Origin of the sequence: Pseudooceanicola sediminis, from assembly GCF_003575965.1 — a bacterium.
Lineage (GTDB): Bacteria > Pseudomonadota > Alphaproteobacteria > Rhodobacterales > Rhodobacteraceae > Pseudooceanicola > Pseudooceanicola sediminis.
This window is the reverse complement of sequence record NZ_QWJJ01000005.1, coordinates 69,462-88,412: the sequence shown is the minus strand read 5'-3', so window position 1 is coordinate 88,412 and position 18,951 is coordinate 69,462. Positions and strand designations below refer to the sequence as shown.

Annotated in this window: 15 protein-coding genes; 7 read left to right on the top strand and 8 right to left on the bottom strand. The window is 64.5% G+C overall.

Annotation, left to right across the window (positions count from 1 at the left end; translation table 11 throughout):
• Positions 1–608 precede the first annotated feature (608 nt).
• The 4 genes from DL237_RS06850 to DL237_RS06835 all read left to right on the top strand — a co-directional run bounded on the left by DL237_RS06850 (position 609) and on the right by DL237_RS06835 (position 6,386).
• Complete coding sequence (locus tag DL237_RS06850; protein ID WP_199672009.1) at positions 609–1,934, top strand: cytochrome c; 1,326 nt, start codon at positions 609–611, stop codon at positions 1,932–1,934.
• A 19-nt stretch (positions 1,935–1,953) separates the two neighbouring features.
• A complete protein-coding gene (locus DL237_RS06845; protein ID WP_119398314.1) occupies positions 1,954–2,427 on the top strand; it encodes a (2Fe-2S)-binding protein in 474 nt (157 codons plus the stop codon).
• A complete protein-coding gene (locus DL237_RS06840) occupies positions 2,420–4,756 on the top strand; it encodes a xanthine dehydrogenase family protein molybdopterin-binding subunit (protein WP_233544891.1) in 2,337 nt (778 codons plus the stop codon). The genes DL237_RS06845 and DL237_RS06840 overlap by 8 nt, the downstream gene beginning before the upstream one ends.
• 484 nt (positions 4,757–5,240) lie before the next feature.
• Positions 5,241–6,386, top strand: a complete 1,146-nt coding sequence (locus tag DL237_RS06835; protein ID WP_119398313.1) for a diguanylate cyclase — start codon at positions 5,241–5,243, stop codon at positions 6,384–6,386.
• 79 nt (positions 6,387–6,465) lie between these two features.
• On the opposite strand, the gene DL237_RS06830 is transcribed toward DL237_RS06835, so the two are convergent.
• A complete protein-coding gene (locus DL237_RS06830) occupies positions 6,466–6,768 on the bottom strand; it encodes an ArsR/SmtB family transcription factor (RefSeq protein WP_119398312.1) in 303 nt (100 codons plus the stop codon).
• Positions 6,769–6,966: 198 nt separating this feature from the next.
• Here DL237_RS06830 and DL237_RS06825 point away from each other — a divergent pair, with 198 nt between their 5' ends.
• The 3 genes from DL237_RS06825 to DL237_RS06815 all read left to right on the top strand — a co-directional run bounded on the left by DL237_RS06825 (position 6,967) and on the right by DL237_RS06815 (position 11,079).
• Positions 6,967–7,884 (top strand): MBL fold metallo-hydrolase, encoded by a 918-nt coding sequence (locus tag DL237_RS06825; protein ID WP_119398311.1) that lies wholly within the window; start codon positions 6,967–6,969, stop codon positions 7,882–7,884.
• A gap of 180 nt (positions 7,885–8,064) precedes the next feature.
• Positions 8,065–9,795, top strand: coding sequence for a SulP family inorganic anion transporter (locus DL237_RS06820; RefSeq protein WP_119398310.1), 1,731 nt, complete (start codon positions 8,065–8,067; stop codon positions 9,793–9,795).
• A 162-nt stretch (positions 9,796–9,957) separates the two neighbouring features.
• On the top strand, positions 9,958–11,079 hold the full coding sequence (locus DL237_RS06815; protein WP_199672007.1) for an aromatic ring-hydroxylating oxygenase subunit alpha: 1,122 nt from the start codon (positions 9,958–9,960) through the stop codon (positions 11,077–11,079).
• Between the two features lie 60 nt (positions 11,080–11,139).
• Here the strand turns inward: DL237_RS06815 and DL237_RS06810 are convergent, their stop codons facing one another.
• From DL237_RS06810 to DL237_RS06780, 7 genes are all read right to left on the bottom strand, one after another.
• Positions 11,140–13,452 carry an FdhF/YdeP family oxidoreductase gene (locus DL237_RS06810; protein ID WP_119398309.1) on the bottom strand — a complete coding sequence of 771 codons (2,313 nt, stop codon included), beginning with the start codon at positions 13,450–13,452 and terminating at the stop codon, positions 11,140–11,142.
• Positions 13,453–13,767: 315 nt separating this feature from the next.
• Positions 13,768–15,072, bottom strand: a complete 1,305-nt coding sequence (locus DL237_RS06805; RefSeq protein ID WP_119398308.1) for a TRAP transporter large permease — start codon at positions 15,070–15,072, stop codon at positions 13,768–13,770.
• A complete protein-coding gene (locus DL237_RS06800) occupies positions 15,069–15,584 on the bottom strand; it encodes a TRAP transporter small permease (protein WP_119398307.1) in 516 nt (171 codons plus the stop codon). Before DL237_RS06800 ends, DL237_RS06805 begins: the two co-directional genes overlap by 4 nt.
• 61 nt (positions 15,585–15,645) lie before the next feature.
• Positions 15,646–16,737, bottom strand: coding sequence for a C4-dicarboxylate TRAP transporter substrate-binding protein (locus tag DL237_RS06795; protein WP_119398306.1), 1,092 nt, complete (start codon positions 16,735–16,737; stop codon positions 15,646–15,648).
• Between the two features lie 26 nt (positions 16,738–16,763).
• Positions 16,764–17,639 carry an amidohydrolase family protein gene (locus DL237_RS06790; RefSeq protein WP_119398305.1) on the bottom strand — a complete coding sequence of 292 codons (876 nt, stop codon included), beginning with the start codon at positions 17,637–17,639 and terminating at the stop codon, positions 16,764–16,766.
• Entirely contained in the window at positions 17,636–18,133 is a 498-nt protein-coding gene (locus DL237_RS06785; protein ID WP_158585598.1) for a MarR family winged helix-turn-helix transcriptional regulator, read from the bottom strand. Before DL237_RS06785 ends, DL237_RS06790 begins: the two co-directional genes overlap by 4 nt.
• An 8-nt stretch (positions 18,134–18,141) precedes the next feature.
• Positions 18,142–18,936, bottom strand: a complete 795-nt coding sequence (locus DL237_RS06780) for a crotonase/enoyl-CoA hydratase family protein (protein ID WP_233544890.1) — start codon at positions 18,934–18,936, stop codon at positions 18,142–18,144.
• Positions 18,937–18,951: the final 15 nt, after the last annotated feature.

Sequence of the window (18,951 nt, the reverse complement as noted above, 5' to 3'; positions counted from 1 at the left end):
GCGGGGCGCGATGATGATGGGACCAGAGACACGAGGAGACCATTCGCGCAACGCGGCCTGCGATGAGAGGCCGAGAGACTGATCCTAGGATCGCGTCAGGATGATCTGGGTTGCGTCACGGGCGGGCAGGTGGCCAGGCGGAGCGACGCGACATGTGCGCGGGCCAGCTTGCCCAGGGTTGCCTATGCACGGCGCATCAGCGGTAGCGTAACGCCATGGCGGCAAGACAGAGCCATGCCATAATGCCATGCCATGCTGCCCGGCGCGTGGCATGGCCCTGTTTCGCTTGGCCTGGCGCTTCGTTGTGCGGAGTGAGTTGCCCAGAGCGAATTGCCCAGAGCGAGTTGGCAGGGGCGACTTGGCAGGCGTGACAGGACAGCGGCAACCAAGTCGGATGTTTCCAAAAAATTAACATAATCCGCAGAAGGATCGGAACTCTTCCCGCTGCCTCGCGTTGATTTATTCCGGCATAGAGTGCCTGTCACGCGTGACTCACCCCCGGACGTTTCCCGATGGCGGCGCACGACGCGCGGCCTCCCCGATGCCACGCAGCCAAGCGAAACCTTTCTGCCCCGCCAGTGACGATCCTTGGCGCGGCGGCCCCAGGAATGAAATCCAAGGACATCAGCTACATGCTAAAACGGTTCCTTCTAGGCATACTGGCAGTGGCGGTCATCGCTGCGGTCGGTTTCGGTGTCTATACCTACAAGCCAGCCATGGATCCCGTCGCACGGGATGACCAGCCCGCATTTGACGCCGACCTGGTGGAACAGGGCCGCATTCTGGCCGCCGCCGGATATTGCGCAACCTGCCATACGGCATCGGACGGCGCGCCCTATGCTGGGAATTACCCGATGGAGACGCAGTTCGGCACGATCTATTCGACCAATCTGACGCCGGACGTGGACACGGGCATCGGCACCTATTCGCAGGCGGCGTTCCGTCGCGCCATGCACGAAGGGGTCGACCGAGAGGGCAATCACCTGTTCCCGGCCTTTCCCTATGATCACTTTACCAAGATGAGCGATGCGGACGTCGACGCCATCTATGCCTATATCATGACCGAGGTTGCGCCGGTGCAAACTGTGCAGAAGGAAAACGAGCTGCCCTTTCCGCTGAACCTGCGGATGCTGCAATCGGGATGGAAGCTGCTGTTCGCGGATTTCGGCCGTTACGAGGCAGACGAGGCGCATTCGGACGAATGGAATCGGGGCGCCTATCTGGCCGAGGGTGTGACGCATTGTGGCGCCTGCCATACGCCACGCAACGCGCTGGGTGCGGAGCGTGAGGACGCCCAGTTCGCCGGTGCCGAGATCGACCGCTGGATCGCGCCGGCACTGACCGCCGGCAACCCGTCGCATGTCCCCTGGAGCGCGGCCGAGTTCAAATCCTATCTCGAGAGTGGCGTGGCGACGTACCACGGTGTCGCGGCGGGCCCGATGGGTCCGGTCGTTCATGCCGGTGTGCGCGCGCTGCCCGAAGCCGACATCGCCGCGCTGAGCATCTACCTGGCCGACAAGGTGGGCGCGCAGGACGATGACCCCGCAGGCAGTGCGGCGGTGATGGCCAGCCTGAAGGCCAACCGCCCCGATCCGCAATACCGCGGCGACCTGGGCGCGCGTCTGTATGCGACGGCCTGCGCATCGTGCCACTACAACGCGGAACAGATCGCGCAGGGCCGGCCCGACCTGGGCATCAACTCGGCCACCAACCTGGACGATCCGACCAACCTGATTCACGTCATGCTGGACGGTGTGAATGGCCCCGTGGGGATTGCGGGCGTGGTCATGCCCGGATTCCGCCAGGCGCTGAACGACGAAGAAATCACCGCGATTGCGGCCTATCTGCGCGACAAGCGTGCGGAAAAGCCTGCCTGGGCGAACCTGGCAACGACCGTGTCCGAAATCCGGGCGCAGGGCCGGGCAGCGCATTGATCATCAAGGGATACACACAATGATAGAGTTCACGATCAACGGGCGCGCTGTCAGCGTCGACGCAGATCCGCAGACCCCGCTGCTTTGGGCCATCCGGGATGAGATCGGGCTGACGGGGACAAAGTTCGGCTGTGGTATCGGCATGTGCGGCGCCTGCACGGTGCATGTGGGCGGGCGCGCGACCCGATCCTGCATCACGCTGCTGGGCGATGTCGCGGGCACCGAGATCACCACGATCGAGGGGCTGGACGAGGCGGGCAATCACCCGGTGCAGGAGGCCTGGCGCAATCTGCGGGTGCCGCAATGCGGCTATTGCCAGTCGGGTCAGATCATGCAGGCCGCCGCGCTGTTGCACGACATTCCGAACCCCAGCGACGACGATATCGACGCGGTCATGACGGGCAACCTGTGCCGCTGCATGACCTATCCGCGTATTCGCAAGGCGGTCCGCGAGGCCGCGACCGCACTGTCGGGAGCACAAGACAATGGGTAACAAACTGCTTTCACGCCTGGCGACGACGCCGTCGGGCAAGGCCCCGCACGCCGGGGCCATGACGCGGCGCGGCTTTCTGGTGTCTATGACCGCGGCGGGGGTTGCCTTTGGTTTTCCACGCCCTTCCGTTGCCGCGATGGACCCGGCCGCAGCCGATGGGGTGCCGATCACCCCGGATGGCGCGGCGTTCGAGCCGACGTTGTGGTACTGGATCGACGGTGACGGGCGGGTGAACGTGAATATCACGCGCGCCGAGATGGGGCAGCACGTCGGCACCGCCATCGCCCGTATCCTGGCGGACGAGCTGGAGGTCGCGTGGGAGTCGGTGCATATCACCCATGTCGACACGGCCGAGAAATGGGGCACCATGGTCACGGGCGGCAGCTGGTCCGTCTGGCAGAGCTGGCCGGTGTATCGACAGGCCGGTGCGGCGGGCCGCACGGCCCTGATCGAGGCGGCGGCGCAGAAATGGGGCGTCGAGGCCTCTGCCTGCAGCGTGCGCGACGGGGTCGTCAGCAATGGCGGCAACAGCATCAGCTATGCCGAGCTGGTGGCGGGCGGGCTGGAGCGGTCGTTCACCGAGGACGAGCTGAAGGCGCTGCCCCTGAAGCCACATTCGCAATTGCGGCTGGTGGGGCAGGACGTCACCGCGCTGGACATCGCGAACAAGACCGATGGCAAGACGATCTACGGTCTGGATGCCAAGGTCGAGGGCATGGTCTATGGGGTGCCGCTGTTGCCGCCGACGCGGCTGGGCGCCAGCGTTTCTTCGGTGGATGACAGCGGGGCCCGCGACGTGAAGGGGTACTTGCAGACGCTGACACTGGACGACCCCTCGGGCACCGTGCCCGGCTGGGTCGTGGTGCTGGGCGAGACGCTGATGGCGGCCAAGTGGGCGTCGGAGCGGATCGAGGTCGATTGGAGCGCGGGCGACACCGCCGCCGTTACCGAGGCCGATATCAACGATCGGTCGCGGGCCCTGATCGCGGATGAAACGGTGGGTGCGATCCTGCCGACCCAGACGCCGGATACGACAGGCGCCTTTGAGGGGGCGGCGGATATCCTGGAGGCCGAATATGTCACGCAGACGGTGCTGCATTTCCAGCTTGAGCCGCTGAACGCGACGGTGTTCCGCAATGACGATGGCATCTGGGAAATCCACACGGGCAACCAGTGGCAATCGCTGATCCTGCCGACACTGTCGAGCGCGCTGGATGTCCCGGCGGACAAGATCGTCATGCGCACCTACATGCTGGGCGGTGGGTTCGGCCGTCGCCTGAACGGCGACTATACGGTTCCGGCGGCCCTCGCCTCGAAGGCTTTGGATGGCAAGCCGGTCAAGCTGGTGTTCTTTCGCGAAGACGATGCCCAGTTCGACAGCCCGCGTTCGCCCAGCGTGCAAAAGCTGCGAATGGCGTTCGACGCCGACAACGGCGTTGTCGGGATGGAACACCATGCCGCCGCGGGCTGGCCGACGGGGGTGATGGTGCCGTCCTTCATGCCCAAGGGGGTGAACGACGAACCCTACGACCCCTTTGCCATCGACGGGGCCGACCATTGGTATTCGGTCGGCGCGCACCGGGTGCGGGCGATATCCAACGACCTGGCCAACAAGACGTTCCGCCCCGGCTGGCTGCGCTCGGTCGGGCCGGGCTGGACGAACTTTGCCGTCGAGAGCTTCATGGACGAGGCGGCCCTGAAACTGGGGGCCGATCCGCTGGAATTCCGGCTGCGCCACCTGAAGGCAGAAGGCCAGAATGCCGGGTCGGCGCCGAATGCCGTGGGCGGTGCATCGCGCCAGGCCAACGTGCTGGAACGGGTCGCGCAGATGTCGGGGTATGGCACGGCGGATCTGCCGGCGGACACGGCCATCGGCATCGCCACCACCTTTGGCCAGTCGCGCACCATGCCGACCTGGACCGCAGGTGCGGTGCAGGTGCGGGTGGATCGCGAGACTGGCCGCATCGAGGTGCAGAAGATCTGGCTGGCCTTCGATTGCGGCACGGTTGTCGATCCTGACAGCGCGCTGGCGCAATGCGAAGGGGCGGCCCTCTGGGGTCTGTCCATGGCGCTGTACGAAGGGACGACGTTCGAGGACGGCAATGTCAGCGACGTGAACCTTGGCACCTACACGCCGTTGCGGATGATCGACACGCCGCCGATGGAGATCGCCTTTGTCGACAGTACGGAGGTACCCGTAGGCCTGGGTGAACCGGGCACCACGGTCATTGCCCCGGCCATCGCCAACGCGATCCATTCGGCGGTGGGGGTGCGGCTGCGGCAGCTGCCGATCCGCCCCGCAGATGTGCTGAGCGCCCTCAAGGGCTGAAGACCCGCAGGCGCCCGCGACGACGGGCGCCTGCCGCCGTCTGCCTCTGGCGCGCAGAGGCTTTGACGACCTCTTCAGCAGCGCCCGATCCACCCGGAGGCATTCCGCCCCCTTGCCAGAGGCGCCGGCCTTTGCCGCGTGTCTGCCCCGCGGGTCAATGCCGTGGCGCGTGGAAGGACCCGGGCGGCAGACCCCGTTCAGATACTCCCCCCTCAAAGTCCGTTCGATTCCGTATGGTTTGCGCGTGCTCCGTGTGCGAGGCAGAGGCCATTCGCGATGGCAGTGCCGGGATTTGCCCCTGACACGCGGGAAATAGGGGGAAGAATGGCCCTGTCTGGCCCTGTCGGAAAGAGAATTGACCTAACGGCAAGACGGCAGGCGCCACAAGGGTTGCACAAATCGATATTATCATACTTTAATGCCGCATCACCCCCCGGCGGGCGCGAATTTCGCTCAGACAATTTGGTAATGAGTACCCCATTTCATGTCGCTCTATCTTTTATCGACGGCCAATTTTGCCGGTCTTATGGCGTTGGTTGCCATCAGTTACGGGATCGCAACGCGTAACCTGTCGCACCGCCTGGTACGCAATATCGTCCTGGGGCTGATCCTGGGGTTCGGTGCGGCCGCCGCATCGCTGCAACCTGTCATGCACATCAACGGCATCCAGATCGATCCGCGCAATCTGTTCGTGGGCTGCGCCGGGGCCTTTGTGGGGCCGTTGGCGGGGCTGATCAGTTTTGTCATGGCCGCCGTGACCCGATATTACGAAGACCAGCCGCTGGCGATCGTGTGCATCGTGTCGCTGTTCGTGGCGACCTGCGCCGGATTGGCATGGCGGCATTTCACGCGCAATCAGGAACGGACCAGTCGGAAGCTGCTGGTTGGTCTGGGGCTGACGATCAGCCTGTCCTATGTCTGTACGTTTCTGTTGCCGCGCAGTTACTGGGGGGCGGTCTTTTCGTCGGCCGTGCCGTTCCTGGTGGTGACCAATATCATCGGCACCACGGTTCTTGGCGGATTCCTGGAGCGCGAGAGGCGCCGGGCGCGACGGTGGAGGCGGCTACAGGCGCAGGCGTCGATCGACCCCCTGACCGGGCTGCTGAACCGGCGCGCCTTTGAGGCGGCCTATGCCACCGTGACCCGGACCGGCACATCGAAGGACATGGCCTTTCTGTTGGTCGACCTGGACAATTTCAAGAAGGTCAATGACGTGCTCGGCCATGCCGGGGGGGACAAGGTGCTGATCGCCGCCGCGCGCAAGCTGTCGACCTGCGTGCGCGATGGCGACCTGGTCGCCCGGTTCGGAGGTGAGGAATTCGCAGTTTGCCTGCCGTCGTCGACCCTGGAACAGGCCGCTGCCATTGCCCAGAGAATCCGCGCGGCAATTTCCGAGCTGGACATGGTGAAGGCCAGGAACGCGCCGCCGACCACGGCCAGCATCGGCGTCTGCTGGGGGGCGGCGACATTGCGGCTTGAGGATGCCTTCGAGATCGCGGACCGGGCGCTGTACCGGGCCAAGGTCGAGGGGCGCGACCAGGTTGTCTTTGGCGAACACGAGGCGGTGGTGGCGCGCCCGGCGATCGCCCCCTGGCCGTCGGGGATGGGGCCGCAGGCTGCGGGCTCCTGACGTGTTTGCGCCGCGCCGGTGCGACCCGCCGGCTGCGTATGGCGCGCGCTGATCGTGCCAGGGACGGGGCGGGCCGGTTTCAGCGGGCGCAGTAAAGGCCGTGCAGGGTTTTCAGGATCGCGGCGACCTCTCCTCCGCTGAGAGAATACCAGATGGTCTGGCCGTCGCGGCGTGCGACGACCAGCTCAGCGTCCTTCAGTTTCCTCAGGTGCTGCGACATGCTGGGCTGCGACAGGTCGCAGGCGCGGGCCAGGTCACCGACCGAGCGTTCAGCGTCGACCAGTCGGCACAGGATCTGCAATCGCGCCTCGGAGGCAAGCATCGCCATCAGTGTCGCCGCCCTGCGAATATCGCCGTCGCGAAGATCCATGCCTGCTTTCATATTCTTCCTCTTGAATATAAGTGATTCATAATATATCTGCATGACAGAGCCAGGCAAGGCCCGCACCCGCAAATATCGGCGGTGTGTGCGGCCATGCCGGGCAAGAGACAAGAGAGACCATGGCCCCCGAAAAAGGTGGCCCGGGGCGCGCGCGGTCGAGGCCGTGTTGCCCCGCATATCGAAGGAAAGAGGCCCAGCATGAGCGATCTACTGCGTACCCCGCTCGTCCGTCATTCCGCGTCGACGGGCGCGGGCAGCCCCGATGTCTGGGGGATCTACGAGCCTGACACAGGTTCGATCCAGTATATCTGTGCCGATCCGGTGACACGCCAGGCGGCGCTGATCGATGTGGTGTGGAACTTTGATCCGAAGAATTATCGCTTTTCCACGCAGAGCATGGACCAGGTTCTGGAGCTGGTGCGCGCGCAGGGGCTGACGGTGCAATGGGTGCTGGACACCCACCCCCATGCCGACCATGTCATGGCCTCGGCCCAGTTGAGGGCGCGCACGGGCGCGCCTGCGGCGATTGGCGCGCGGGTGCCCGAGATCGCGGGCCTCTGGGCCGATCTGTATAACCTGCCCGACGCGTTTGATCCGCATCGCGATTTCGACCGCCTATTCGAGGCGGAGGAGGTGTTTCGCATCGGAGATCTGGAGGTGCGGGTGATGCTGTCGCCGGGGCATACGCTGGGTTCGGTAAGCTATGTCTGCGGCGATGCGGCGTTTGTGCATGACACCCTGATGCAGCCCGATGCCGGGACGTCGCGGTCGGATTTCCCCGGTGGCGATACCTCGGCGCTGTGGCAATCGATCCAGCAGATCCTGTCGCTGCCGTCGCAGACGCGCCTGTTCGTCGGTCATGACTATGGCACCTCGACCCGCAAGACGCCGGAATGGGAAGCGACGGTCGCCGACCACAAGGCCCGCAACATCCATGTGCGCGACGGCACCCAGCGTACCGACTGGATCGCCCGTCGCCAGGCACGCGATGCCACGCTGTCGCTGCCGACCCGCATTCTGGCGGCCCTGCAGATCAACCTGCGCGGAGGGCGGCTGCCCCCGGTCGAGGCGGATGGCAACGCCTATCTGAAGCTGCCGGTGAACCGGTTCGAGTGAGATATGGGGCAGGGCGTGGCCGTCATGCGGACCACGCCCCGGCCTGTCGATATCCGCTGCCCGCCTCGCGGCGCCGGCCCGTGGCTGGCCCATGGCCGGCCTGTAGCTGGCCGGGCCTGACGCTGGCCATTCTGCACATACCCTGCCTGTTGCCCGATCAACCTGAATGGGACTGCCTAGATGAACCTGCACTCGATTGCGCGTTACCTGCCAATTCTCGATTGGGGGCGGCGCTATGACCGGTCGTCCTTTGGCGGAGATATCGTGGCCGCGCTGATCGTGACGATCATGCTGATCCCGCAATCGCTGGCCTATGCGCTGTTGGCGGGTCTGCCGCCCGAGGCCGGTATCTATGCGTCGATCGCACCGATCCTGTTGTACGCGGTGTTCGGCACCAGCCGGGCGCTGGCGGTGGGGCCGGTGGCGGTGGTGTCGCTGATGACGGCCGCGGCCGTGGGCAATATCGCTGCCAGCGGGACGGCGGGATACGCGGCGGCGGCGGTGACGCTGGCGCTGATGTCCGGGGCGATCCTGCTGGCCCTGGGTCTGTTCCGATTGGGCTTTGTCGCGAATTTCCTGTCGCACCCGGTGATTGCGGGGTTCATCACCGCCAGTGGAATCCTGATTGCGGCCAGCCAGTTGCGGCATCTGTTGGGGATCCAGGGCGAGGGCAATACGCTGATCGAGATCGTGTCCGCGTTGTGGCCCCATCTGGGCGAGATCAACCCGGTGACCCTGTGCCTGGGTCTGTCGGCGATGGTGTTCCTGTTCTGGGTGCGCAAGGGGCTGAAGCCGCTGTTGTGGCGGATCGGCCTGGGGCCGCGGATGGCCGATCTGGTTGCCAAGACCGGGCCGGTCCTGGCGATCGTGGCGACCACGCTGGTCACCTGGGGCCTTGATCTGGGGGCGCAGGGTGTCGCCATCGTGGGGGAGGTACCGCAGAGTCTGCCACCGCTGACGCTGCCATCGCTCAGGCCCGAGCTGGTGCGGGAATTGGCCCTGCCCGCGCTGCTGATCTCCATCATCGGTTTTGTCGAGAGCATTTCCGTGGCGCAGACGCTGGCCGCAAAAAAGCGTCAGCGGATCGACCCCGACCAGGAGCTTATCGGGCTGGGTGCGGCCAATATCGGGGCGGCGCTGACCGGTGGCTTTCCGGTGACGGGCGGGTTTTCGCGGTCCGTGGTGAACTATGATGCGGGGGCCGAAACCCCGGCTGCGGGGGCGTTTACTGCGGTTGGGCTGGCGCTGGCGGCGGTGTTCCTGACGCCGCTGATCCATTACCTGCCCAAGGCGACGCTGGCCGCCACCATCATCGTCGCGGTGCTGAGCCTGGTCGATTTTTCGATCCTGCGGCGCGCCTGGGCCTTTAGTCGGGCGGATTTCGCGGCGGTCAGCGTGACCATCCTGCTGACCCTGGTGATGGGGGTGGAGGTTGGCGTGACGGCGGGCGTCGTGACATCGGTTCTGGTGCACCTGTACAAGACGTCGCGGCCCCATATCGCCGTGGTTGGACGGATGCCGGGCAGTGAACATTATCGCAACGTGCTGCGCCATGATGTGGAAACGCAGCCGCAGGTTCTGTCGCTGCGTGTCGACGAGAGCCTGTATTTTCCCAACGCCCGCTTTCTGGAAGATCAACTGATGCGCCATGCCGCCGAAAAGCCCGGCCTGCGGGACGTGGTGCTGATGTTTGCCGCGGTGAACGATATCGACCTGTCGGCGCTGGAGTCACTGGAAGCGATCAACACCCGGCTGCGGGACGCGGGCGTGCGGCTGCACCTGAGCGAAGTGAAGGGCCCGGTGATGGACCGTCTGAAACGCAGTCATTTCCTGGACGAGATGACGGGCGAGGTGTTCCTGAGCCAGCACGCGGCCATCTGCGCGTTGAGCGCGCGCGAGACAGCCGCCTAATTGACGGACATTTTTTCGTGCGTGGTGGGGCAGGCGCCAAGATGACGCTTGCTTTCGTGGCACAAGGGCAGAACCTGTGGCTGTGGCCGCCTGAGGGAGGCGCGGCCTGTGCGTGCGAAGCTGGGAGCATTTCCCAAAGCGGCCGCCGATCAGGAGAAACTGATGAACATTCATGACCCCGCCGCCGAGCTGCGCGCCAATGTCGCCGTCGCTTTCGAACACGCCCATGCGATGCCGATATCCGTCTATACATCGCCCGAGTTCCAGGAACTGGAGGCGGCCCATGTGTTTGCGAAATCCTGGCTGTGTGCCGGGCGCGCCGATGCGCTGAAGCAGCCCGGCGATTACCTGACGATGCAGATCGCGGGCGAACCGGTGCTGATCCTGCGCGACCGCGAGGGGCAGCTGCGCGCCATGTCGAACGTCTGCCGCCATCGCATGTCGGTGCTGCTGGAGGGGCGCGGCAACACGCGCGTGATCACCTGCCCCTACCACGCGTGGACCTATTCGCTGGACGGCAGCCTGCGCGGCGCCCCGGCGATGGACATGAACGCGGGGTTCTGCAAGGAGGCCAACAGCCTGCCCGCGATCCGCTGTGTCAACTGGAACGGATGGATCATGGTGACGCTGGACGCGGATCTGCCCGAACCGCAGGCGCAGCTGAGCGAGGTCGACGATCTGGTCGGCTATCTCGACATGTCCAGCTATGTCGAAACCTTCCGAGAGGAGCACCACTGGAACACCAACTGGAAGATCCTGGCCGAGAACTTCATGGAGAGCTATCACCTGCCGGTGTGTCATGGGGCGACGATCGGCGGCGCGGTGGATCTGCGCCGCATGACCTGCCCCGAGGGTAAGGCCAATTTCAACTATCACCACATCCTGAAGGACGATTCCATCGCGCTGTCGATTGCCCACAAGGACAACACGACGTTGCAGGGCGATGATCGGTATCGGACCTGGCTGATGGCGATCTATCCGTCGCTGCTGATCACGCTGACACCGGGCTATTTCTGGTACCTCTGCCTGACGCCGAGCGCGCCGGGCGAGGTCGACATCGTCTATGGCGGCGGCCTGCATCCCGACTTTGCCGCCGATCCGCAGGCCGATGTGCATTTCGCCACGTTGAAAGGGCTGCTGGACCACGTCAATGACGAGGATCGCGGCTGTACCGAGCGGGTGTGGCGCGGCATGCAGGGACGGTTGGCGCGGCCCGGTTCGCTGAGCCATCTTGAGCGGCCAAATTACGAATTCGCCCGCTGGATTGCCAGCCGGATGCCCTGACCCCGCGACGGTGAATCTCCGCGCCGCCCGATGAGAGTGGCGCGGAGTTTTGCAGGAATGTCAGGCAGTTGGCCGGGTGGCCTGAATGCGCACGGGCACCCCCTTGGAGGCGGGGGTTTTTGACAGCTGGTCATGCAATCCGACCGGGATCAGCACGTTGCATTCGGGGTAGTAGGAACCGACGGTGCCGCGCGGCAGGTCGAAATGCACCACGCTGAGGCCGTCGAGCCGGCGGGGCAGGCCATCGGCGGCGTCCCCGACAAGCGAGACGATATCGCCGTGGGACAGGCCCGCCTCGGCCATATCCTCGGGGTTCATCAGAAGCACGTCGCGGGTGCCCTCGATACCGCGAAAGCGGTCGGAATAGCCATAGATCGTCGTGTTGAACTGGTCGTTGGAGCGCATGGTCAGCAAGCGAAAGCGGCCCGGAGCATCGTCGAAATCCAGCGCGTTCAGTTTGTCCGGCACGGTGAATTCGGCCTTGCCGCTGTCGGTTTTCCAGACGCGTTCATGCGCCGGATTGCCGCGCCAAAAGCCGCCGGGCTGGTTCATGCGGGCGTTCATGTCCTTGAAATCATCGGGATATGTTGCCTCGATCAGATCACGCACCCGGGCGTAGTCGGCCTGCCAGGCCTCCCAGGTCAGCGCCGGGTTCGCCGGGGTGATGGCGCGGGCGATGCCGCAGGTGATGGCGAGTTCGGATTTCAGGTCCGGCGAGGCGGGCTTGCGGTGCCCGCGTGAGCCGTGGATCATCGAAAAGCTGTCCTCGATCGTGATCCACTGGTTGCCGCTTTCCTGGTCGTCGACCTCGGATCGGGTGAGACAGGGCAGGATATAGGCGGATTGGCCGGGGTAGAGGTGTGAACGGTTGAGCTTGGTCGAGATCATCACGCTGAGACGCTGACGCGGCCAGGCCTGTTCAAGGCGGTCGGTGTCGGGCAGGGCGCGCATGAGATTGCCGCCGAGGCAGACCATTGCCTTTACCGTGCCGTCGATAAGCCCTTGGGCTGCATCGACAATATGCAGGCCGTCCTGCTGCGGAGGTTCAAAGCCGAACAGGTTGCGCAGCTTGTCCATCGGGATCAGCTTGGTTTTTTCCGCAATGCCGACGGTGCGCTGGCCCTGCACGTTGGAATGGCCGCGCACGGGGCAGATGCCCGCCCCGGGGCGGCCGATATTTCCACGTAACATCAACAGGTTGGTCAGCATCCCGATGTTCCAGGAGCCATGGGTCTGCTGGGTCAGGCCCATGCCGTAGACGCCGATGACACGTTCGGCCTGCATATAGACCCGGGCGGCGTCGCGCAGGTCGGATTCAGGCAGACCGCATTCGGCGCAGATCGCCTGCCACGGGGTTGTACGGGCAAAGTCGATAAAATCTTCGAAACCCTGCGTGTGTTCGTTAATGAAGGCCCAGTCGATGACGCCGCCGATGGCATCGTCGGCCTCGATCACCGCCTTGCAGATACCGAGGATCGCGGCGATGTCGGAGCCGCCGCGCAGCTGGTGGTACTGGTCCGAGATCACCGTCGCCTCGCCCGTGGTCATGGCGTGCAGATCCTGCGGATCGACGAAGGAGATCAGGCCCTGTTCACGCACCGGATTGAAGGTGACGATTTTCGCACCACGGTCCTTGGCGGCCTTGAGCGGATGCAGGAAACGCGGGCTGTTGGTGCCGGGGTTCTGGCCGAAGAAAAAGAAGCAATCGGTCTGCTCCAGATCCTCCCAGATGACCGTGCCGACGGGCGAGCCGATGACCTTGGTCAGGCCGACGCTGGTCGTCTCGTGACACATGTTCGAGGATTGCGGCAGGTTGTTGTTGCCATAGGCGCGCGCCATCAATGCCCAGAGATAGGCGGCCTCAAGCCCGGCATGACCCGAGGAATAGAAGACCACCTCTTCGGGCGGCAAGCCCTTGAGAATGGTGCCGATTTCGGAAAATGCCTCGTCCCACGAAACCTTGACATAACGGTCGGTGTCGGCGTCGTAGCGCATGGGGGCGGTCAGGCGACCGGTGCTTTCGAGGTCATGATCGGCCCAGTCGCGCAGTGCCGAAACGGTATGATCATCCCAGAAATCGGGGGTGCAGCGGGCCGAGGTCGATTCCCAGATCGTCGCCTTGGCACCGTTTTCGCAGAATTCGAACGCGTGGTAATTCGCGGGCTTTGGCCAGGCGCAGGAGGCGCACATGGTGCCACCGGGTTTGTTCAGGCGGCGCAACGTGTCGGTGACGGTGGGGCTGGGCCACTGGTCGCCAAAGATGCGCGCAATGCCCTTGAGCGATCCCCAGCCGCCGGCTGGGCCGCTGTCGTGCGGCAGGTCGGAAACGTCGTCGGGCTTTGTCTGGTCGGAGGGGGGGTCTTGGGGGCTCATCGCGGTCTCCTCAGCCGATGTGGAGGGGCGCCTCTGACGATTGAAGAGTCAAATGAACGGCCCGACCAAAGGTTAACAGTGTGACCTGCGGCCCTGTTCCGTAAACCTGGGCGCGACATTCTGGCGCGGCTGTCGGGCCGTTGTCGCGGCATGTCGGTGCCCTTTGTCGGTATCTGCGGGTCAAGTCATTGATATCGCAGAATTCGAACGTCGGTATCTGGACGGTATCCGAGCGGTAACTGAACGGTGTTTTTTTGCCACGACTTCAGTCCGCCCTTATCCACGCGCCCCGGCGGCGAGGCCGGGGCGCGTGGATCATTTCATCAGGTCGGGCAGGAACATCACGATACCGGGCAGGGCAATGACCAGGAAGATGATGATCAGGTCCATCAGGATGAAGGGGATCACCCCGGCAAAGACCTGCGTGATGGTGACGTATTTGCCCGCGACGTTCTTGATGACAAAGACGTTCATGCCGACGGGCGGGGTGATCATGCCGATTTCCAGCAGCTTGACCACCAGAACCCCGAACCAGACCAGGCTGATGCCTTCGGCGCGCAGGATCGGCAGGAAGATGGGCAGGGTGATCAGCATCGCCCCGAAGGGTTCCATGAAGGTGCCGAGGATGAGGTAGATCAGCACGATCACCAGCAGCAGCCCGGCATAGGAGAGGTCGGCGTTGGCGACGAAGGAGGAAATGAAGCTCGACAGCCCCGAGATGCCGAGGAAGCGGGTGAACATCGCCGCGCCGACGCCGATGATGAACAGCGAACCGGTCGATGTCACGGTTTCGATCAGCGAACGGGACAGGGCATGGCGGCTCATCCGGCCGGTGATGGTGGCGAGGATGATCGTGCCGAGCGCCCCGACGGCCCCGGCCTCGGTCGCGGTGATGACGCCCGAGAACAGGCCGCCGAACACCAGCAGCACCAGCACCGTGATCGGCAGCACATGCAGCACCGCCGACCAGTCGGGGGGCACGTCGCCGTCTGCGGTGCGGGCGGGGATCAGATCGGGGCGCAGCCAGCAGATCACCATGATCGTGATGCAATAGCCGATGGCGGTCAGCACACCGATACCGATGCCGCCGACAAAGACCTGGGTGACGGAGGTTTCGGCAAAGACGCCGTAGATGATCATCAGGATCGAGGGCGGGATCAGCGCGCCGATGGTGCCGCCGGCGGCAATGCAGCCCGCCGCGATGGAGGGCCGATAGCCGGCCTTGACCATTTCGGGGATGGCGATGCGCCCCATTGCGGCAGCGCAGGCCAGGGAGGAGCCGGAGACGGCGGCAAACCCCGAGCAGGCGAAGACGGACGAGATCGCGAGGCCGCCGGGCAGGCGGCGCAGCAGCACCTTTGCGGCCTCGAACAGGCCGCCGGTCAGGCCGGTGTGAAAGGCGATGAAGCCCATCAGCAGGAACATCGGCACCGCGCTCATCGTCCAGGAGGCGACGAAGGAATAAGGGGTGTTGGACAGCACGCCGAGGGCAGGCCCCGCACCGATCATCGCAGTGATCCCGGCAAAGGACACGGCGATCAGCGCCATGGCGACAGGCACGCGCAGGATCAGAAGGATGGTCAGGGCAAGGATGCCGTAAAAGCCAGCTTCGACGCTCATGCGGTGAATTCCTGTGTGGAGGCGGTGCCGTTTCGGGCGAAATCCCAGGCCATGATCAGGCAGGCCAGGGCGGCGAGGCTGAAGCCGATGGGGGGCAGGAAGAAGCTGTGCCAGACGGGCAGCTTGAAGCTGACCAGTTCGACATAGGTGCCACTGCGGTAGTTGGAAAAGGCCGCGCCCCAGGTGGTATAGGCAAGGACGGAATAGACGCCTGCCGAAATCAGGCAGACCAGCACATCGGAGGCGCGCAGCAGGATCGGGGGCAGGGCAAAGTCGATCAGTTCGACCGAGACCATGTCGCGGCGCAGCTCAAGCCAGGCCAGCGGCAGGAAGGCGGTCAGCACCATGTAGTAGCGCGACACCAGTTCGGCGGTGACGCTGATCGAGACGCGGAACAGGTTGCGCGCGATGACATCGGCGCAGATGTGCAGCATCATGACCAGCACACCCGTCGCGCCGATCAGGGCAAGACCGCGGCTGATGGTCATGGCCAGCCGGACAAGTCGGGACATGTCGGGGCTCTCCGTGAAAGGGGTGGTCCCCCGCCCGGTGTGGGGCGGGGGTGTGGTCTGATCACATGCCGTAGGTGGTCAGGTCGATCTTGTCCCAGACTTCGCTGACCATACGTTCGGACAGCGCGTCGGGGTCGTCACCGACCTCAGCCGCGATGGCGGTCCACTTTTCCACCAGCTTGGTAAAGACCTCGGCCTGCGGGCCGGACATGGCGACGCGGTCGGCGGCATCCTGGGCTGCGAAGGCCTCGGAAGCGGCAAGGAAATCGGCATCGGGCTCGATCAGCTCGATCTTGGTTTCCTCGATCGCGGACATCGCAGCGGCGGGCAGTTGGAACGCCCAGCGGTCGGTCAGGTCGAAGTTTGCCCGCGCGGCGGATTTGGCGATCTGGATGCGCTCTTCCTGGCTGAGCGATTTCCACAGGTTCAGCCCGACGGTAAAGTTCGACGTGACGTGGTAGGTGCCGATCGGGATCAGCGTGACGTATTTGGCGATGTCGATCAGGCGGAACGACAGCAGGTCGACCGTGGAGGCCATGGTGCCGTCGATGGTGCCCTGGGACATTGCCTCGAACGTGTCACCGACGCCCATGGTGACGGGGGTCGCGCCGAAGTTTTCGGCCCAGCGGGAGTAGGGGGCGCCGCCGGTGCGCAGGCGCAGGCCCTTCATGTCATCGGCGCTGCGCACGGGCTTGGTCGTCAGCAGGTTGTAGACGTTGGACGAACCGGCACCGAGGAAGACCATGCCGAGGCTCTTGAATTCTTCCTGGCAGGGGGCGCAGGTCAGGCCGAATTCGGTCATCGCCATGGCCATCGCATGGGGGTTGCGCCCCAGCAGCGCCAGGTCGCCCGCGATGCCGGTCACGGGCATGTCGGCGGGGAAATAGAGCGGCAGGGCGTTGCCGATTTCGGCCAGCCCGGTTTGCAGGGCGTCCTTCATCTGCGGCAGGGCCACGACCTCCGGCCCGAGAATGGTGCCGGTCAGCGCGCCGCCGGAATTCTCGGACAGGTAGTCCTTGAAGTGTTCGTACATGTAGTTGGCCGGATGCGCCGGGGGCGCAGCAGGGGCCAGACGCAGATCGCGTGCCTGAACGGCCCCGGACCCGGCCATCAGACCGGCAATCGCAAGGGCGATAAGTTTCCTTGTCAGCATTGTGAGCTCCTCCCTAGAGTCTCTGGTTAAGCGGCCAGTAGCTTCCTCGCGTTTTCTTTCAGAAGCAGTGGCCGGACGTCCTCCTTGATTTCGATCTTCTCGAAATCCGCCAGCCAACGATCCGGCGTGATCGCCGGCCAGTCGGATCCAAACAGCAATTTGTCCTTCAGCAGCGAATTCGCGTACTTCACCAGGATCGGGGGGAAGTACTTTGGCGACCATCCGCTGAGGTCGATGTATACATTCGGCTTGTGCTGCGCGACCGCCAGCGCCTCCTCCTGCCAGGGAAAGGAGGGGTGGGCGGCGATGATCTTCATCGCGGGGAAATCGACCGCGACATCATCGAGGTACATCGGGTTGGAATATTTCAGCCGCATCCCCATGCCCCCGGGCATCCCCGATCCGACGCCGGTCTGGCCGGTGTGAAACAGCGCAATCGCGCCTTCTTTGGCAATCGCTTCGTACAGCGGATAGGCCATGCGGTCGTTGGGAAAGAAGCCCTGGTAGGTGGGGTGGAACTTGAACCCCTTGACCCCGTAGTCGCGCATCAGGCGGCGGGCCTCGCGCACGCCCATCTTGCCCTTGGCGGGGTCGATGGAGGCAAAGGGCACCATGATGTCCTTGTTGTCGGCGGCGATTTCGGCAACTTCCTCGTTCTTGTAGCGGCGAAAGCCGGTTTCGCGTTCGGCATCGACGGGAAAGATGACAAAGCCGATCTTGCGTTCGCGAAAGTAGTCGGCGGTCTGCTGGACCGTGGGCAGCATCCCCTCAACCCCGGCGGGGTTGCGGAAATACTTGGCCATACCCGCCTGGAATTCGTTGTAGCCATCGTCGCGCGCGGCACAGCAGGGCTCTTCGGCGTGGACATGGAAATCGAAGGCGACGAGATCGTCGAAATTCATCGGGCGGCCCTTTCTGGTTCGCAGTCTGGCAGGCCGCAGAAACGGCGCAGCAGGTGCGCCAGCGTCGCGGCCTCTTCCTCGGTCAGGGAATGGGTGTTGTAGGCGGTCGGGCCAAAGAAGTTGTGGCTGTTCGCCGTCACGAAATCCGTGCCGCGCAGGGTCAGGCTGAGCTGGACCGAGCGACGGTCGTCTTCGGGAATGACCCGGTGCAGCAGCCCCCGCGCAGCGCAGCGGCGCACGGTTTTCGTCATATGGGCGGGTTTGATGGCCAGGGTCTGGGCCAGCACGCCCTGTTTGATCCCGGGGTTCTGGGAAATCACCCAGAGCAGGGAAAATTCGCCCGGTCGCAGGTCTGAATCCCCGAGGCGTTCGTAAAACTGGTCATACAGGCGCACCTGGCAGACCCGCAGCAGAAAGCCGATGGAGTGGCGGAGCGCGCCCAACCTGACCCCCGCTGCCGCATCGGCGGAGGGTTTGGGAGCGAGTTTGCCCACGGCCCCCATCACGCCAGCCCCGGGTCGGTGACCTTGGGCGCGCGCTTTTCCAGAAAGGCGGTCAGGCGGGCCTCGGCCTCGGGGCTGGTGGCGGTGAACGAGGAAATGAAGCTTTCGACGAACAGGCCGTCGGCGTGGCTCATCTCGGAAATGCGGGGCAGGGCATTGATGACGCTGTAGTTGGACAGTTCGGCATTGGTGGCGGCGCGGGCGGCAAGTTCCAGCGCCTTTTCCACGGCCTGACCTGCCGGGACGACATATTGCACGAGGTTCCATGACTCGGCCTGCCGGGCGTCGACAGAGCGGCCCGTCAGCATCATGTCGGTCATCCGGGCGACCCCCATCAGGCGGGCGGCGCGCACCGATCCGCCGCCGCCGACAAAGATGCCGCGTTGCCCCTCGGGCAGGGCGAAAAAGGCGGTTTCGTCGGCCACGCGCACCTGCGCTGAGGCCGCCAGTTCCAGCCCGCCGCCGACGACGGCACCATGCAGGGCAGTGAACCAGGGAATCGGGCCAAATTCGATTCGTCCGAAGATCTCGTGCCAGCGGCGCGATCCGTGCACGCCCTCGATCGGTGATTTGCGCACATGTTCGGCCAGATCCAGCCCGGCGCAGAAATGCTTGCCATGACCATGCAGGACGGCGGCCTTTGCCTGTGTGCGGGCACGTTCGACAGCGCGGCCGATCTCTTCGACAAAACGGTCGCTGATGGCGTTGCGCTTGTCCGGTCGGTTGAGGCCGATGAGGGCGACGTCGCCGCGCATCTCGTAGGTGACGAAAGCCGCCGTGCTGGTGTCGGTCACTCTGTGAATCTCCCC

Coding starts and splice junctions, on each gene's coding strand:
- DL237_RS06845 (WP_119398314.1), top strand. CDS start 1,954: ATGATAGAGTTCACGATCAACGGGCGCGCTGTCAGCGTCGACGCAGAT.
- DL237_RS06820 (WP_119398310.1), top strand. CDS start 8,065: ATGAACCTGCACTCGATTGCGCGTTACCTGCCAATTCTCGATTGGGGG.
- DL237_RS06800 (WP_119398307.1), bottom strand. CDS start 15,584: ATGTCCCGACTTGTCCGGCTGGCCATGACCATCAGCCGCGGTCTTGCC.
- DL237_RS06795 (WP_119398306.1), bottom strand. CDS start 16,737: ATGCTGACAAGGAAACTTATCGCCCTTGCGATTGCCGGTCTGATGGCC.
- DL237_RS06840 (WP_233544891.1), top strand. CDS start 2,420: ATGGGTAACAAACTGCTTTCACGCCTGGCGACGACGCCGTCGGGCAAG.
- DL237_RS06815 (WP_199672007.1), top strand. CDS start 9,958: ATGAACATTCATGACCCCGCCGCCGAGCTGCGCGCCAATGTCGCCGTC.
- DL237_RS06810 (WP_119398309.1), bottom strand. CDS start 13,452: ATGAGCCCCCAAGACCCCCCCTCCGACCAGACAAAGCCCGACGACGTT.
- DL237_RS06850 (WP_199672009.1), top strand. CDS start 609: ATGAAATCCAAGGACATCAGCTACATGCTAAAACGGTTCCTTCTAGGC.
- DL237_RS06825 (WP_119398311.1), top strand. CDS start 6,967: ATGAGCGATCTACTGCGTACCCCGCTCGTCCGTCATTCCGCGTCGACG.
- DL237_RS06835 (WP_119398313.1), top strand. CDS start 5,241: ATGTCGCTCTATCTTTTATCGACGGCCAATTTTGCCGGTCTTATGGCG.
- DL237_RS06830 (WP_119398312.1), bottom strand. CDS start 6,768: ATGAAAGCAGGCATGGATCTTCGCGACGGCGATATTCGCAGGGCGGCG.
- DL237_RS06805 (WP_119398308.1), bottom strand. CDS start 15,072: ATGAGCGTCGAAGCTGGCTTTTACGGCATCCTTGCCCTGACCATCCTT.
- DL237_RS06790 (WP_119398305.1), bottom strand. CDS start 17,639: ATGAATTTCGACGATCTCGTCGCCTTCGATTTCCATGTCCACGCCGAA.